We start from the raw sequence: 15,003 nt of genomic DNA on the forward strand, positions 1-15,003 counted from the left end.
GAGATGTCCGCGCACGCCCAGTTCCGCGTTGACACGGGCATCCCTGTGTTCTTCGCCGACCCGCAGTCGCCCTGGCAGCGCGGAACGAACGAAAACACGAACGGCCTCCTCCGGCAGTACTTCCCCAAGGGCACCGACCTGTCCCGCTGGTCCGCCGCGGAGATCGACGCCGTCGCTCACGCACTCAACACGAGGCCCCGCAAGGCACTCGGCTGGAAGACCCCCGCTGAAGCCTTCAACGAGCAGTTACTGTTGCTGTAACAACCCGGTGTTGCAACGACCGGTTGAATCCGGTCAGTTTCGTTCGCGGCGCTTCCAAGCCGAACTCGACCGGAACGGGCTCGCCGGCTCCATGGGTCGAGTCGGCGCTGCCGGCGATAACGCGGCCATGGAATCGTTCTTCGCGCTGCTGCAGAAGAACGTGCTCAACAGCCGCCGCTGGGCCACCAGGGACGACCTCCGCCTCGCGATCGTGACCTGGATCGAGCGAACCTATCACCGCCGTCGCCGGCAACGAGTCCTCGGCAAGTTGACGCCCGTCGAGTTCGAAGCCATCATGACCACACAAGCCACGTCCGCGGCCTAACAAGAAGAGTCACCAAGACCCTCAGCAGTCCCTTCCCGACAAACGACTGTTCGGAAACGCGTGGCGATGACAAACAGTCTTTACGTGACACGGCAATTGGCGGCGACGACGGTTTGCTCACCGGCGAGGATGGCGGTGGCATCGACTTAGGAATTGCCAGCGAAGACGCCTATCGCTGCGACCCGTCGCATCATGGCGCGGCTCCGATCGCTCAGGCGTGTTGTTCGGGCGAAGGATCCTCACTCGGCAGCTCCTGCATCGCGTGCAACAGCGCACGGATCCCCTGGGTGAGCGCGCGCAGGTCGTCGAGGGCAAGCCGATTGAGCGGAGTGCGGCTGAGCTCCGGCCGTCCGGCGAGCAACCGCTGCACGGTTTCACGCCCAGTGGCGGTGGCCGTGACCCGGCGCACCCGCTGATCGCGGGGATCGAGCGTGCGCTCGATCATTGCCTGGGACTCAAGACGGTCCACGATGCCCGACATGGTCGCGAGGGACACACCGACGGTCTTGGCAAGTGCCTGGATGGTGCTGCCGTCGGGCTCGGTCATCAGGATCGCGAGCACCTTCAGCTGCTGCATGGTGAGCCGCAGCGACAGCATCGGCTCGATAATCTCCGGGACGAACGACGTCTCGAGGTCGTTCTGCAAGTGGATGAGCTCAGCGAGCAGCGCTTCGCGCTCAGTGTGCTCGTCGGTGTCCATGTGTCGAGCGTAACCCTCGGTTCACAGTCGCAGCGCAGACACGCATGCGTAGCCTTATACTAAGCTTCGCGTGAGGCAAACCTTCTCGCGGGCGCTGCGCCCACTCCCTTCAGACTTCGGTGGTGTCCCTTGTATCGTCTTGCTCGCTTTAGCCTGGCCAATCGCACACTGGTCGCGCTCGTCACGCTGCTGATCGCCGCATTCGGAGTCTTCTCGCTGACCCAGCTGAAGCAGGAACTCATCCCGTCGATCGAGTTGCCGCAGACGACCGTGGTGACGGTCGTGCCAGGTGCCAGTCCGGAGGTGATGGATCAGCAGGTGAGCATACCCATCACCCAGGCTGTCGCGGACCTGGAGGGTGTCGAACAGGTAGTCTCGACGTCATCGTCGAGCATGTCGATGGTGTCGATCGCATACGCGTACGGGATCGACGTCGACGAGTTCCGAGCATCTGTGGAACAGGCGCTGGACGGGATCTCCTCGACCTTGCCGACGGACTCCGAACCCAACCTGGTGGCGGGAAGCACATCGGATATACCGGTGATCTTCATGACCGCGTCGTCTTCGGATGAGAACATCGCGTCGCTGTCGAGCACGCTCTCCGACAAGGTCGTCCCGCGCCTGGAGGCGATCGAAGGCGTGCGCTCCGCCGCGGTGTCGGGTGGCACGGTGGAGCGAGTCGTCATCACGCCGGACCTGGCTGCTCTCGCGAGGAACGGGCTCAGCGGGCAGGCGATCTCGCAGACGCTCGACGCGAACGGCATGACCCTTCCGCTGGGCAGCGTCACCGAAGACGGTGCCATGCTACCGGTGCAGGGTGGAACCCCGGTCACCTCGACCGACGACATCGCCGCGCTTCCGGTGGCGAGCCAGACCCAGCCCGGCAGCGTCGTGACCATCGGAGACGTCGCCGACGTCGAGCTGGTCACCGAGGATCAGACCTCGATCACTCGCATGAACGGGGAAGAGGCGCTGTCGATCTCGATCACCGCGAACCAGGGCGGCGACGTCGTCGCGATCTCCCACGCCGTCGGCGACGCGATCACCGAACTGACCGACGAGATCCCCGGCCTGGAACTGACGATCGTCTTCGACCAGGCGCCATTCATCGAGGAGTCGATCCAGCACCTGGCCACCGAGGGCCTCCTTGGTCTGCTGTTCGCGATCGTCGTGATCCTGGTATTCCTGCTGTCGGTGCGCTCCACGCTCGTCACGGCGATCTCGATCCCGCTGTCGGTGCTGGTGACCTTCATCGGACTGAACCTCGGCGGCTATTCGCTGAACATGCTCAGTGTCGGGGCGCTCACGATCGCGATCGGCCGTGTCGTGGATGACTCGATCGTGGTCATCGAGAACATCAAACGACATCTCTCCTACGGCGAGGAGAAGATCCACGCCATCCTCGCCGGCGTACGCGAGGTCGCCGGCGCCATCACGTCGTCCACGCTGACCACCGTGGCGGTGTTCCTGCCGATCGCCCTGGTCGGCGGCATGGTCGGCGAACTGTTCGCCCCGTTCGCGCTCACCGTGACGATCGCGATGCTGTCGTCGCTGCTGGTCGCGCTCACCATCGTCCCGGTGCTCTCCTACTGGTTCCTGCGTCCGCCGAAAGACATCGCCGACCCGGAGGCGGTGCGCGTCGCAGCGGAGGAGAAGGAGCACAAGACGTGGCTGCAGCGTGGCTACAAGCCGATCCTCCGCGGTACGCAGAAGCACCCGATCATCACCCTCGTCGCCTCCGGCCTGCTGCTAGTGATCACCGTCTCGCTGGTCCCGCTCCTGAAGGTCGACTTCCTGGGCAGCACCGGTCAGAACATGATCATGGTCACCCAGACCTTCCCCGCCGGCTCCGACCTCGCGACCATCTCCGACGGTGCCCGTGACGTCGAGGACTCCCTCCTGGACATCGACGGCGTCGAAGACGTGATGCTGATGGCCGGATCCGGCGGCGGCGGCGCCGGCGACTTCTCCGCGCTGCTGGGCGGTGGCGGCGGGACGGCGACCTTCATCGTGAACACCGACCCGGACGCCGACCAGTCGGCGCTGCAGGACGAGGTGCGCACCCAGCTGGCCGAGATCGACGGTCCCGGCGAGGTGGCCCTCACCGACCAGGCTGCCATGAGCGGCTTCGGCGGCTCGGTCGACGTCGTCGTGCGTGCCGCGAATGAGTCCGAGCTGGATGCCGTTGCTGACGACGTTTACGCCGCGCTGGAGGACACTCCGAACGCGACCGACGTCACGAGCGACCTCGCTCCCGCCCAGCCGACGGTGCAGATCGCCGTCGATCGCACCGTGGCGCTGGAGAACGGGTTCACCGAGATCCAACTGCTCGGCCTGGTCGGCAGCATCCTCTCGCCGCAGAGCATCGGCACGGTCACGATCGACGACAAGGAGTATCGCATCTTCATCGACGCCGCACCGGCACCGCAGACCGTGGACGAGCTGCAGAACTTGCAAATCCCCACCTCCACCGGGCTCGTGCCGCTGACCGACCTCGCCAGTGTCGAGGAGGTCATCGTCCCGACCTCGCTGACCCGTCAGGACGGCGACCTGGTCGCGACCGTGTCGATCACTCCCGCCCAGGGTGAGCTCGGCGCTGTGACGACCTCTGTGCAGGAGAGCCTCGACGACCTGGGTCTCCCTGACGGCACGAGCGCAACGATCGGCGGTCTCGCCCAGACTCAGCAGGAGTCGTTCCAGCAGCTGGGCATCGCGATGCTCGTCGCCATCGCGATCGTGTTCCTGCTGCTGGTGGCGACGTTCCGTTCGCTCGCGCAGCCGCTCATCCTGCTCGTATCGATCCCATTCGCCGCGACCGGCGCGATCGCACTGCTGCTGGCCACTGGTCGCCCGCTGGGCATCTCCGCGCTCATCGGCATGCTGATGCTGATCGGCATCGTGGTGACCAACGCGATCGTCCTGATCGACCTGGTCAATCAGTACCGAAAGCAAGGTCAGAGTGTGCGGGATGCCGTCCTCAACGGTGCCCGGCAGCGCCTGCGCCCGATCCTGATGACGGCGCTGGCGACGATCTTCGCGCTCATCCCGATGGCGCTGGGCGTGACCGGGTCCAGCGGTTTCATCAGCCAGGATCTCGCGATCGTCGTCATCGGCGGTCTCATCTCCTCCACCGCTCTCACGCTGATCCTGGTCCCGGTGCTGTACCTGCTGTTCGAGGACGGCCGTGAGCGTCGGGCCGCGAAGCGGAACGCCACCCCGGCGACGATCGAGTCCTCCGGCGACGGCGAGCACCCCGCGATCCGTCGCGAGTCCCGCACGACCTGAAGCCCGTGCCGACGGGATGGGTACCCCCGGAACTCCGCCCATCCCGTCGGCGCGTTCCAGCAGACCGCGGAGGTATTCCTCACAGGCCCTCTGCCCGGCAGAAATCCCAGGGCACCGTCCATCAACCGAGCCCGAGGCCGGTCAAAGCCTCGTCGAGGACGTCGGCGGGAGACCGGTCGCCGCCATGGTCGGCCCACCAGACCAGAGCGGTGTAGGCGGCGGCAGTCCACGCGGCAGCGAGCGTGATTGCGCGCAGACCATCGGGCGAGACGCGTTCGCTGTGGGCGATGTGCTCGGCGATGTGGCGGCTCATGCGTCGACGGGCGTCGGCACCCCACGCGTACACGTTGGGGTTCGCGTCGATCAGCTGCAGGCGCAGACGGGTCACGTCTGCGGTCGCTCCTAGCGGGGCGATCGCGGAGACGTACGCGGCCTTCACCAGCTCGGCGAGCGGCGTACCCTCTGCCGGCCTCGCAGCGTACGCCGCCTCGAATCGTTCATCCGCCTCCACAGTGCCGCCCCACACGAGGGCTGCTTTGGAGGGAAACCAGCGGAACAGCGAACGCCGACTGATCCCGCACGCCTGGGCGATCTTCGTCATGGTGATGCCGTCCGCTCCGTGCTCCGCGAACAGCCGCAGCGCCGTGAGCGCGATCGCATCCGGATCGGCTTCGATCGGACGCCCTGGGCCGCGCGAGGTGCTGCGTTCACTCTGCTCATCGACCATCCTCAAATTATGGCACTCAGTGCTAGTATTGGATCGAAGGACGGGGATCCCGACTTCATTAAGGGGTGAGGACAATGACCAACACAGTCGTCCCGGGCCGGTTCGCCGACAAGATCGCTGTCGTGACGGGCGCGGGTTCGGGAATCGGAAAGGCGACCGCGACCCGGTTGCTTGTTGAAGGAGCCACCGTGGTGGCCACCGACATCTCGCAGGAACGCCTCGACGCGTTCGCATCGGAGCCGGGTACCGAGAACCTGCGGATCGTCGCCGGGGATGTCGCGGCGCAGGCGACCATCGACGCGGTGATCGAGGCGGCCGGAGGCCGGGTGGATGCGCTGGTGAACAACGCCGGCATCATGGACGGGTTCGTCCCGACCGCCGAGATCGATGACGAGACGTGGGATCGGGTGTTCACGGTCAACGTGACGGCGCCGATGCGGCTCAGCCGTGCGGTGCTTCCCGGGATGGTGGAGCGCGGTGCGGGAACGATTGTCAACGTGGCCAGTGAGGCGGGAGTGCGTGCGGGGGCCTCGGGTACGGCGTATTCGGCGTCCAAGCACGCCGTCATCGGGCTGACCAAGAGCACCGCTTTCTTCTATGCCCCGAAGGGCGTGAGGGTCAACGCCGTGGCGCCGGGTGCGGTGAAGACCAACATCGAGGCACCATTCCGGTCGGCGTGGGCAGGGGAACGCCTCGGCCCGCTCATGCAGGTGACGGTGCCGCCCGCCGCGGAGTCCGAGGAGCTCGCCGCAGCGATCACCTGGCTGCTCAGCCCCGACTCGGCCAACATCAACGGCGTCGTGCTCTTCTCCGACGGCGGCTGGTCCACGATCTAAGGGCCCCTGCGGACCCACCGGCTGCTCTGAACCGATGGGTCCGCGACGATCATCGGCGCGCGAGTGCCGAGCTGATGGACCACAACCGAGAAGCCTGGGGGCCGCCCATCCGTGCTGCCGGATCGTCCGATGTGCGTTGTCGTCCGTGCGAGAAATCCAGTGCAGCTCCGTGGACGACGTGCGGCGTCGGGGGACGATCTGCTGAGGCCCAGCTACTGGGAGCACCCGCATCACCTCTCGCAAGCGAAGTCGGTGTCCGACCTTGCGAGGACGACGGGCTGATCGGAGCCCCATCGCTCCTCTATCCAGTTCCGACGTTCTTCCCCGGCGAAGAACAACCCGTCGTCGTCATCGGCGTGTCGTGACACTCGATGTCATTCAACCGCCCGCCTGTGTCGCGCAAGGCCGGTTTGTGTCACCCGAACACGTTTCCGACAGAAAGGTCTTGACGGGCGGCATCCGTGGGTCTAATCTACAACCAAATGGTTGTACAAGACACGCCCCAGCACTCCCCGCGGCACCGAGAGCTGACCGATGATGAGACCGATCGCCTGTTCCACGCCCTCGCGGCGGCGACGCGCCGTGACATCCTGCGGCGCACCGTGGAGCGCGAGCAGTCCGTCTCGGCTCTCGCGGCGGATTACGACATGTCGTTCGCGGCCGTGCAGAAGCACGTGGCGGTCCTCGAGGCCGCCGGCCTCATCGTCAAGCGCGCCGAGGGACGTGAGCGCCTCGTGCGTGCGGACCCCGTCATGATCGCCCGCGCCCGGGCGCTGCTGGCGCGCTACGAAGACCTCTGGCGCAGCCGGGTCGATCGCCTGGACGCCCTGCTGACCCACCCGGAACACCCGCAATACCCCGAACGCTGACACCGCCACCGGACGAAGGAGACCGACATGCCTGTCACCGATATCACCACCGATCCCGAGAAGCTCGAGATGACGCTCGTCGCGGAGTTCGCCGCGCCGGCGCACCGCCTCTGGCATGCGCTGACCGACCCGCGGCAGCTCGAGCGGTTCTGGGGCCCGCCGGGTTGGCCGGCCACCTTCACGGAGTTCGACTTCACCGTCGGTGGCCGCGCGAGGTACCACATGACGAGTCCCCGCGGCGAGGCCTCCCGAGGCGCGTGGGAGTTCCTGCGCATCGACGACGGCTCCTCGTTCGAGGTCATCGACTCGTTCGTCGACGAGCACGGCGCGGCGCTGGAGGGCTTCCCCGCCATGCGCATGACGTTCGCGGTCGACGACGCAGGAGGGGGCTCGCGCCTCACGAACGTGTCGCACTTCACCTCGCTCGAGGCGCTGGAGCAGATCGTGGCGATGGGCGGCGTCGAGGGCGCTCGCCAGGCGATCAGTCAGCTCGACGCGGTCCTTCAGGACCTCCGCGCGTACGCGCAGGGCACGGGCACCCGCACGGAGCTGCTCGATGACACGCACGTGCGGATCACGCGGCTCATCGACGGCCCCCGCGACGTCGTCTGGCGCGCCCACCATGACCCCGAGCTCATGAAGAAGTGGCTGCTGGGTCCGGACGGCTGGTCGATGACGGAGTGCGAGATCGCCCAGGGGGCCGGCGACCGCTACCGGTACGTCTGGGAGCAGGACGGCGTGCCAGACAGCGGCTTCGGCTTCGAAGGCGAGTCGCTCCTGAGCGAGCCGCCGCGCCGCGAAGTCACGACCGAGAAGATGATCGGGATGGAGGGCCCCTCGACTGTCAATGACATGACGCTCTACGAGGAGGACGGGGCGACCCTGCTGACGCTGCTCATCGAGTATCCCGACAAGGACACGCGCGACATGATCCTCGCCACCGGGATGACCGACGGCATGGAGGCCAGCTACGCGCGGCTCGAGGAGCAGGTCATCCGCGCCTGACGACGACGGACGCCCTCCCCGGGCTCAGGCGCGGGCGAGGGCGTCTTCCAGCGCGACCCATGCGAGCATCGCGCACTTCACGCGCGCGGAGAACTTCGAGACGCCGGTGAGGGCGGCCGCGTCCCCGTAGACGTCCTCGTCGAGCTCGAGCTGTCCGCGCGAGCGCAGCGCCTCGCGGAAGCCGTCGATCAGCGTGCGCGCCTCGGTTCGCGGCATCCCTTCGACGAGATCGGAGAGCATCGATGCCGACGCCTGCGAGATCGAGCAGCCCGACCCCTCCCACGTGACGTCGCGGATGGCGTCGCCGTCCGACGTGATCCGCGCGCGCAGCGTGATCTCGTCGCCGCACACCGGATTCCGCTGGTGCGAGGTGGCGTTGGCGCCGTCCTCGGCGGCGAGGCCGAAGTGCTGCGGGTGCTTCGAGTGATCGAGGATCAGTTCGCGGTACAGGCCGTCGAGGTCGCTCATGATTCCGCTCCGAAGTAGGCGCGGATGCCGGAGACCGCGTCGAGCAGCTCGTCGATCTCGTCCGCGGTGTTGTACAGCGCGGCGCTCGCCCGCACGGATGCCGTGATCCCGTACTGCCGGTGCAGGGGCGCGGCGCAGTGGTGGCCGACGCGCACCGCGATGCCCCGGGAGTCCAGGAACTGTCCGGCATCGTGCGCGTGCACGCCGTCGACGTCGAAGGACCACAGCCCGACCCGCTCGACCCCGGCGGCGTCGCCGAGGAGGCGGATGCCGGGGATCTGGCGGAGACCGTCGCCCAGGCGCGTCGCGAGGGCGCTCTCGTGCGCATGGATCGCAGCGAGGCCCACGTCGCCGAGGTAGCGGACGGCGGCTGAGAGGCCGATCGCCGGCCCCACCGGCTGCGTGCCCGCCTCGAACCGCTGCGGCGGCGGGAGGTATTCGGCGCCGTCGAGGGTGACGGTGGTGATCATGGAGCCGCCGGTGAGGAACGGCGGGAGGGCTTCGAGGACCTCGGCGCGGCCGTACAGCCCGCCGACGCCGTAGGGTCCCAGCATCTTGTGGCCGCTGAAGACCGCGAGATCGACCCCGAGGGCCGGAAGATCCAAGGGCAGGTGCGGCGCCGACTGGCAGGCGTCCAGCACCGTGACGGCGCCGACCTCGCGCGCGAGCGCGACCAGCTCGGCGACGGGATTGACGATGCCGAGCACGTTGGAGACGTGCGTGAAGGCGACGAGCCGCGTGCGGGCGCCGATGAGCGATGCCGCGGCGTCGAGGTCGAGCGTCCCGTCCTCGCGGGCGGGGATGTGCTTCAGCACGGCGCCGGTGCGGGCGGCCAGCTCCTGCCACGGGATGAGGTTCGCATGGTGCTCGATCGCCGTGGTGAGGATCTCGTCTCCGGGCTGCAGCGCGAACCGCGCGGCGGACGCGCCGCCGCGGCCGAGCGTCGCGTTGCCGATCGCGTAGGCGACGAGGTTGAGGCCCATCGTCGCGCCGCTCGTCCAGACCAGCTGCTCCGGGGCAGCCCCGACGAAGCCGGCGACGGTGGCGCGCGCGTCCTCGAAGAGATCGGTGGCCTCGGCGGCGAGCGTGTGCGCGCCCCGGTGCACGGCGGAGTTCGCGTGGGTGAGGAAGTCCCGCTCGGCGTCCAGGACCTGACGGGGCTTCTGGCTCGTGGCGGCGGAGTCCAGATAGATGAGCGGGCGCCCGTTCACCTGCTGGCCCAGGATCGGGAAGTCCGCGCGCAGCGCGGCGGCATCCAGACCGGGGATCGTCTGAGGGAGGGCGGAAGTCACCCCTCTAGGCTACGCCGTGCACGCCCGCCGGGCTCCGGCGGCGACGGCCCTACGGCTCCTCGTCGGTGTGCGCGACGAGCCCGTACGTCGCGAGCCGGCCGCCGCGGTCGTCGCCCGGCAGCGGGCGCGACCGGCGGCCGTAGACGAGCTCGGACGAGTCCAGCAGCCACGGAACGAGAGTCACCGTCACGCCGTGGACCATGAGGAGCTGCTGCGCGATGCGCCGCGCGCGGCGGTTGTGCAGCAGGGACTCCCACCAATGGCCGACCATGTACTGCGGCAGGTAGACGGTGACGACCGACGATCCGTGCGTCTCGCGGTACTTCTCGATGAACTGGACGAGCGGCGATGCGTAGTGCCGATACGGCGACTCGATGACGACGAGGGGGATCGGCATCCCATGCACCTCCCAGTCGGTCTGCACCGCGAGGGCGTCCTCCTTCGTCACCGCCACGTGCACCGCGAGCGTCTTGTCGTGGCGCGCGGCCAGCGCGTAGTCCACGGCCTTGGCGACCGGCTTCTGCAGGCGGCTGACGAGGATCAGGGCGAGATCGCCGGACGAGCCGAACCGCACCTCGTCATCCATCGTGATCTCGTGCTCGACATCGCGGTAGTAGCGGTTCACGCCGACCATGAGGACGGCCAGGAGCGGAATCGCGAGGAAGACGAGCCAAGCCCCGTGCGTGAACTTCGTCACCGTGACGATGACCAGCACGAGGATCGTGAACGTCGCGCCCAGCGAGTTGATGACGAGGCCGATGTAGGACTCGCGCCGCTGCCGCCGCCGCGTGGCCGGCAGCAGGCGCAGCTCGCGACGCCAGTGGCGCACCATCCCCAGCTGGCCGAGCGAGAACGAGACGAACACGCCGATGATGTAGAGCTGGATGAGCGTCGTCAGCCGTGCCTGGAAGACCACGAGCACCGCGATCGCGGCGAGGCCCAGCAGGATCATGCCGTTGGAGTAGACGAGGCGGTCGCCACGCGTGTTGAGCGCCTTGGGGGCGTAGCCGTCGCGCGCGAGCACGGAGCCCAGCAGCGGGAAGCCGTTGAACGCCGTGTTGGCAGCCAGCAGCAGCACGCACGCGGTCGCCGCCTGGATGATGAAGAACGGCAGTGAGCCGCCGCCGAAGGTCGCGGCGGCGACCTGCGCCATGAGCGAGGGCTGCGGCGCGGTGCAGTCGAACCCGACCAGGCTGCACGGGTTCTCGGCGTAGTGGACGCCGGTGACGAGTGCCAGCAGCGTGAGCCCGGCGAAGAGGCCGATGGCGATCGAACCCATGAGGACGAGCGTCGTCTGGGCGTTGCGCACCTTGTCCTCGCGGAACGCGGGCACGCCGTTGGACACGGCCTCGACGCCCGTGAGAGCGGAGCAGCCGCTGGAGAACGCACGCAGGATCAGCAGGATGACGGCCACCTGGGTGAGGTCCTCGGCCTGCACCGCGTACTGCGCGCTCTCCGCCACTGGGGCGTCGCCGAGCGCCCAGCGGACGAGACCCGTCACGATCATGACGGCGACGGACCCGATGAAGACGTAGGTGGGGATCGCGAACGCCGACGAGGCCTCCCGGACGCCCCGGAGGTTCACGACGATGATCAGCACGACGAATCCGACCGCGAACTCCACCCGCCACGGGTCCAGGCCCGGCAGGGCGGAGATGATGTTGTCGACACCGGATGCCACCGACACCGCGACCGTCAGGACGTAGTCCACGAGCAGGGCGGATGCCACCACGACACCGGGTACCTCGCCGAGGTTCGTGCGGGCGACCTCGTAGTCGCCGCCGCCGGACGGGTACGCCTTGATGAGCTGCCGGTAGCTCAGCACGACGACGACCAGCAGCGTCACGACGGCCGCGGCGACCCACGGGCTGAAGGCCAGGAACGCCGTGCCGCCGATCAGCAGGATCATCAGCAGCTCCTGCGGCGCGTAGGCCACGGAGGAGAGGGCATCGGAGGCGAAGATCGGCAGCGCACGCCGTTTCGGGAGCAGCTGATCGTCGAGCGTCTCGCTGGTGAGGGGATCCCCGATGAGGATGCGTTTGACGACGGGGGAATCGTCGGCCGGTTCGCCGATGTCGGTAGCCACGGCGGGCGACATTACGCCCGTGCCGCACGGCGTGCAATGCGGCTCTCTTCCGGGGGGAGGGAAGCGGGGCTCTCCTGCACTGGCCCCGTGCAGGTACACGTCCACCGGACCTGCACCCTGCTGCCCCTGCCGCGGTCATCCGACTACGCGGCAGCCGGAGCGAAGCTCAGAACTCGGCGTAGAAGTAGTACAGGATCGCCGTGACGGCGGCTCCGTCGGTGTCGGCCATCATGCTGTAGGAGGGAACCCCGCCGGCCATCGACGAGCGGTCGGCGGCGAAGACGTAGCGCGTGACGCCGTTCCGGTCGACTTCGGCATCCGGTCCGGCGGCCCGCACCGCGTCGACCGTCGTTCCGATCTCGATGCCGAACTCGCCGGTCACCGCGACCTCCCCCACCGTGTTCGCGGTCACGCGCGCCCACGACGGCTGCGAGTACTCCTCGCGCGGAGTGCCGCCCTCGATGGGCACCATGTCGTAGAGGGCGAAACCGCGCCACTGGTACACGGTGTAGTCCGGATAGTGGGTGCCGTCGCCCTTCTCGGTGCGCTGCTCGGGCGCGGCGCCGAACGCCTCGGTGAGGGCGGCGACCGCCGGCGCGCTCGGGTCGGACCAGCCGTAGGTGAACGTCTCCGCGCCGCTGTCGTCCACGAGGGCGAAGCCCGTGGCCACCAGCTGCACGCCCGCCGGCTCCTCGGCCGGGTCGGTCGGCTCGGCCGACGGCGCGGGGCCCTGCTCCGGGGCGGTCGTCTGCGCCGGCGTGCTCGGGCTGGGTGCGACCTGTGACGGCCCGCCCCGCGTGAGGGCGATCGTGAGCGTCACGCCCACGGCGACCGCGAGGATGCCGGCGATGATGCCGAGCACGATCGGGGTCTTGTCGCGACGCTCGCCGTCGGGGTTGTGCGGTTCGGTCACGCGGAGGCCTCCCCGAGGAACTCCCGCGCGGCGACGACGAGCGCGTCCACGCCGCGCTCGATCGTGGGGTGCAGCACGGGTGCGAAGAACGGCGAGTGATTGGTGGGGATGTCCTTCTCGACGGTCCCGGCGCTGACGGCATCCGCGTACTTCTGCGGGTCGACCCCGCCCCAGAACCAGTAGACGAGCGGCACGCCCGCCTCCCGGGCGAACCACGAGACGTCCTCGCTGCCGGTGAACATGCCGGGGTCCACGACCGTCCCGTCGCCGAACGCCGCGTCGAAGGCCGCCGTGAGCCGGGCCGTGGCGGCGCGGTCGTTGATGGTCGGAGGGAGGGAGTGATCGACCGTGATGATGGGGGCCTCCTCCGCGCCGGATGCCTGCGCCTCGGCGCGGATGATCCGCTCCACGCGGCCGAGGATGTTCGTGCGCGCCTCCTCGTCGGGGTAGCGCAGGCTCAGCTCGAGCTTCGCCTCGGCGGGGATGATGTTGTTCTTGAGGCCCGCGTGGATCGAGCCGACGGTCACGACGCCCATCTCACGCGGGTCGATCTCGCGGGACACGACGGTCTGCAGGCGCATGACGGTCGCAGCCGCCATGACGACGGGGTCGATCGTCGAGTGCGGGCGGGAGCCGTGGCCGCCGCGCCCGAGGAGCGTCACGGTGAGCCCGTCGGAGGCCGCCATCTGCGTCCCCGGACGGACCCCGATCACGCCGGCGGGGAGCGGCGTGAGGTGCTGGCCGAGCACGACGTCGGGGCGCGGGAAGCGATCGAGCACGCCGTCGGCGATCATCGCCTGGGCGCCGGCGCCGTACTCCTCGGCGGGCTGGAAGACCGCGACGATCGTCCCGCTCCATTCCGCGCGGGTCGCGGCGAGGCGCTCGAGGGCGCCCAGCATCGCCGTGACGTGCATGTCGTGCCCGCACGCGTGCATGACGGGGACGTCGAGGCCGGCGGGGTCGGTTCCGCGCGCCGTGCTCGCGTAGTCCAGGCCGGTCTGCTCCGGCACCGGGAGGGCGTCCATGTCGGCGCGCAGCCATACGACCGGCCCGTCGCCGTTGCGGATGACCGTCGCGACGCCCGTCTTGCCGAGCCCCTCGACGAACTCGAGTCCGAGGGCCTCGAGCTCCCGCGTGATCACGCCGGCCGTGCGGGTCTCCTGGAAGGAGAGCTCGGGGTGGCGATGCAGGTCGATGTAGAGGGCTTCGAGGTCGATCGTCATGGCCTCGAGCCTACGCGGGCCGCGCCGTCGAGTTCCGGACCACGAGTTCGAACGCGAGGGACGTGGGCTCCGGGGCGTCGCCGGAGCGGAGGACCGCGAGGACCGCCTCCGCGGCGCGCTCCCCCTGGGCGTGCGGGAACTGGTCGACCGTCGTGAGGGCGAAGAAGCCGCTCATCTCATGTCCGTCCACGCCCACGACGGACAGATCCTCGGGGACGCGCAGCCCCCGCTCGCGCGCGGCGAAGATCGCCCCGAAGGCCATCTCGTCGGAAGCCGCGAAGATCGCCGTCGGCCGGTCGGCGCGATCGAGGAGCCGCCCCGCGGCGCGATAGCCGCCGTCGATCGTGAAGTCGGCGGGCTCGAGCAGGTCGCCGTGCACGGGGATGCCGGCATCCGTCATCGCCTGCTCGAATCCGCGGCGCCGCAGCGTCGGCACGTGCACCTCGCCGTGCCGGCCGCGGCTCTCGCCGATGTGCGCGACGGCGGTGTGCCCGAGCTCCAGAAGATGCGCGGTCGCGAGCCGCGCGACGGCGCGGTCGTCGACCGTGAGGGCGACCAGCTGCGGGCTCTGCCGGCCGATCGCGATGACGGGCTTGCCCAGGCGCTGCAGCTCGGCCACCTCCTCGTCGTCCAGGAAGACCGACAGGGCGATGACCGCGTCCACGCGGTTGCGTCGCAGCGACCGGGCGAGCACGTCGCGGCGCGGCGCATGCGCGTCGGGCAGGTTGTAGAGCGTGAGATCGTAGCCCTCGGGCGACAGGCGCGTGGCGATGCCGCTCAGCACCTGGGCGTAGAACCAGCGGTCCAGCAGCGGCACGAGCACCCCGACATTGCGGGTGCGCCCCGTCGCGAGGCTCGACGCCGCGGCCGAGACGACGTAGCCGAGCTCGTCGGCGGCGGCGAGGACCCGCGCGCGGGTGGCGGCGGAGACCGTCCCGCGGCCGCTGAGGGCACGCGAGACGGTCGCCGTCGAGACCCCCGCGCGGCGGGCCACCTCGTCGATGCCGACCATG

13 protein-coding genes and 1 pseudogene are annotated in these 15,003 nt (G+C 69.0%); 6 read left to right on the forward strand and 8 right to left on the reverse strand.

All coding sequences use genetic code 11. The features are described from left to right. Together BR85_RS13415 and BR85_RS13420 are read left to right on the forward strand one after the other, a co-directional pair. On the forward strand, positions 1-261 hold a 261-nt coding region (locus BR85_RS13415; protein ID WP_156106816.1), incomplete at its 5' end, for an IS30 family transposase. Between the two features lie 34 nt (positions 262-295). Next, positions 296-586: pseudogene (locus BR85_RS13420) on the forward strand (integrase core domain-containing protein); the annotation flags it as partial. 211 nt (positions 587-797) lie between these two features. Here the strand turns inward: BR85_RS13420 and BR85_RS13425 are convergent. Beyond that, positions 798-1,286: a MarR family winged helix-turn-helix transcriptional regulator gene (locus BR85_RS13425; protein ID WP_028497130.1), complete on the reverse strand. Its 489-nt coding sequence runs from the start codon at positions 1,284-1,286 to the stop codon at positions 798-800. Positions 1,287-1,415: 129 nt separating this feature from the next. Here BR85_RS13425 and BR85_RS13430 point away from each other — a divergent pair, with 129 nt between their 5' ends. Further along, positions 1,416-4,571: an efflux RND transporter permease subunit gene (locus BR85_RS13430; RefSeq protein WP_051526397.1), complete on the forward strand. Its 3,156-nt coding sequence runs from the start codon at positions 1,416-1,418 to the stop codon at positions 4,569-4,571. A gap of 121 nt (positions 4,572-4,692) precedes the next feature. On the opposite strand, the gene BR85_RS13435 is transcribed toward BR85_RS13430, so the two are convergent. Then, on the reverse strand, positions 4,693-5,298 hold the full coding sequence (locus BR85_RS13435; RefSeq protein ID WP_036273141.1) for a TetR/AcrR family transcriptional regulator: 606 nt from the start codon (positions 5,296-5,298) through the stop codon (positions 4,693-4,695). Between the two features lie 74 nt (positions 5,299-5,372). Between BR85_RS13435 and BR85_RS13440 the strand changes: the two genes are divergently transcribed. From BR85_RS13440 to BR85_RS13450, 3 genes are all read left to right on the forward strand, one after another. Continuing rightward, on the forward strand, positions 5,373-6,134 hold the full coding sequence (locus BR85_RS13440) for an SDR family NAD(P)-dependent oxidoreductase (protein ID WP_028497131.1): 762 nt from the start codon (positions 5,373-5,375) through the stop codon (positions 6,132-6,134). A gap of 482 nt (positions 6,135-6,616) precedes the next feature. After that, positions 6,617-7,003 carry an ArsR/SmtB family transcription factor gene (locus tag BR85_RS13445; RefSeq protein WP_051526398.1) on the forward strand — a complete coding sequence of 129 codons (387 nt, stop codon included), beginning with the start codon at positions 6,617-6,619 and terminating at the stop codon, positions 7,001-7,003. A gap of 27 nt (positions 7,004-7,030) precedes the next feature. Continuing rightward, positions 7,031-8,008 (forward strand): SRPBCC family protein, encoded by a 978-nt coding sequence (locus BR85_RS13450; protein ID WP_028497133.1) that lies wholly within the window; start codon positions 7,031-7,033, stop codon positions 8,006-8,008. Positions 8,009-8,032: 24 nt separating this feature from the next. On the opposite strand, the gene sufU is transcribed toward BR85_RS13450, so the two are convergent. The 6 genes from sufU to BR85_RS13480 form a co-directional block, all read right to left on the reverse strand. After that, positions 8,033-8,476 carry a Fe-S cluster assembly sulfur transfer protein SufU gene (gene sufU / locus BR85_RS13455; protein WP_028497134.1) on the reverse strand — a complete coding sequence of 148 codons (444 nt, stop codon included), beginning with the start codon at positions 8,474-8,476 and terminating at the stop codon, positions 8,033-8,035. Further along, entirely contained in the window at positions 8,473-9,768 is a 1,296-nt protein-coding gene (locus BR85_RS13460; protein WP_028497135.1) for an aminotransferase class V-fold PLP-dependent enzyme, read from the reverse strand. Before BR85_RS13460 ends, sufU begins: the two co-directional genes overlap by 4 nt. Positions 9,769-9,817: 49 nt before the next feature. Next, positions 9,818-11,866 carry an APC family permease gene (locus BR85_RS13465; protein ID WP_028497136.1) on the reverse strand — a complete coding sequence of 683 codons (2,049 nt, stop codon included), beginning with the start codon at positions 11,864-11,866 and terminating at the stop codon, positions 9,818-9,820. A 154-nt stretch (positions 11,867-12,020) separates the two neighbouring features. Further along, a complete protein-coding gene (locus BR85_RS14990; protein WP_051526399.1) occupies positions 12,021-12,767 on the reverse strand; it encodes a hypothetical protein in 747 nt (248 codons plus the stop codon). Next, positions 12,764-13,990 carry an amidohydrolase gene (locus BR85_RS13475; protein ID WP_028497137.1) on the reverse strand — a complete coding sequence of 409 codons (1,227 nt, stop codon included), beginning with the start codon at positions 13,988-13,990 and terminating at the stop codon, positions 12,764-12,766. Before BR85_RS13475 ends, BR85_RS14990 begins: the two co-directional genes overlap by 4 nt. A gap of 10 nt (positions 13,991-14,000) precedes the next feature. Then, on the reverse strand, positions 14,001-15,002 hold the full coding sequence (locus BR85_RS13480; protein ID WP_028497138.1) for a LacI family DNA-binding transcriptional regulator: 1,002 nt from the start codon (positions 15,000-15,002) through the stop codon (positions 14,001-14,003). Position 15,003 lies beyond the last annotated feature (1 nt).

This window comes from Microbacterium sp. UNCCL10, assembly GCF_000746195.1.
Taxonomy (GTDB): Bacteria; Actinomycetota; Actinomycetes; order Actinomycetales; family Microbacteriaceae; genus Microbacterium; species Microbacterium saccharophilum.

What these genes read in the sequence shown, in the direction of transcription:
- BR85_RS13425 (WP_028497130.1), bottom strand. Translation starts at nt 1,286, where the DNA reads ATGGACACCGACGAGCACACTGAGCGCGAAGCGCTGCTCGCTGAGCTC.
- BR85_RS13435 (WP_036273141.1), bottom strand. Translation starts at nt 5,298, where the DNA reads ATGGTCGATGAGCAGAGTGAACGCAGCACCTCGCGCGGCCCAGGGCGT.
- BR85_RS13440 (WP_028497131.1), top strand. Translation starts at nt 5,373, where the DNA reads ATGACCAACACAGTCGTCCCGGGCCGGTTCGCCGACAAGATCGCTGTC.
- BR85_RS13445 (WP_051526398.1), top strand. Translation starts at nt 6,617, where the DNA reads ATGGTTGTACAAGACACGCCCCAGCACTCCCCGCGGCACCGAGAGCTG.
- BR85_RS13450 (WP_028497133.1), top strand. Translation starts at nt 7,031, where the DNA reads ATGCCTGTCACCGATATCACCACCGATCCCGAGAAGCTCGAGATGACG.
- sufU (WP_028497134.1), bottom strand. Translation starts at nt 8,476, where the DNA reads ATGAGCGACCTCGACGGCCTGTACCGCGAACTGATCCTCGATCACTCG.
- BR85_RS13465 (WP_028497136.1), bottom strand. Translation starts at nt 11,866, where the DNA reads ATGTCGCCCGCCGTGGCTACCGACATCGGCGAACCGGCCGACGATTCC.
- BR85_RS13475 (WP_028497137.1), bottom strand. Translation starts at nt 13,990, where the DNA reads ATGACGATCGACCTCGAAGCCCTCTACATCGACCTGCATCGCCACCCC.
- BR85_RS13480 (WP_028497138.1), bottom strand. Translation starts at nt 15,002, where the DNA reads ATGGTCGGCATCGACGAGGTGGCCCGCCGCGCGGGGGTCTCGACGGCG.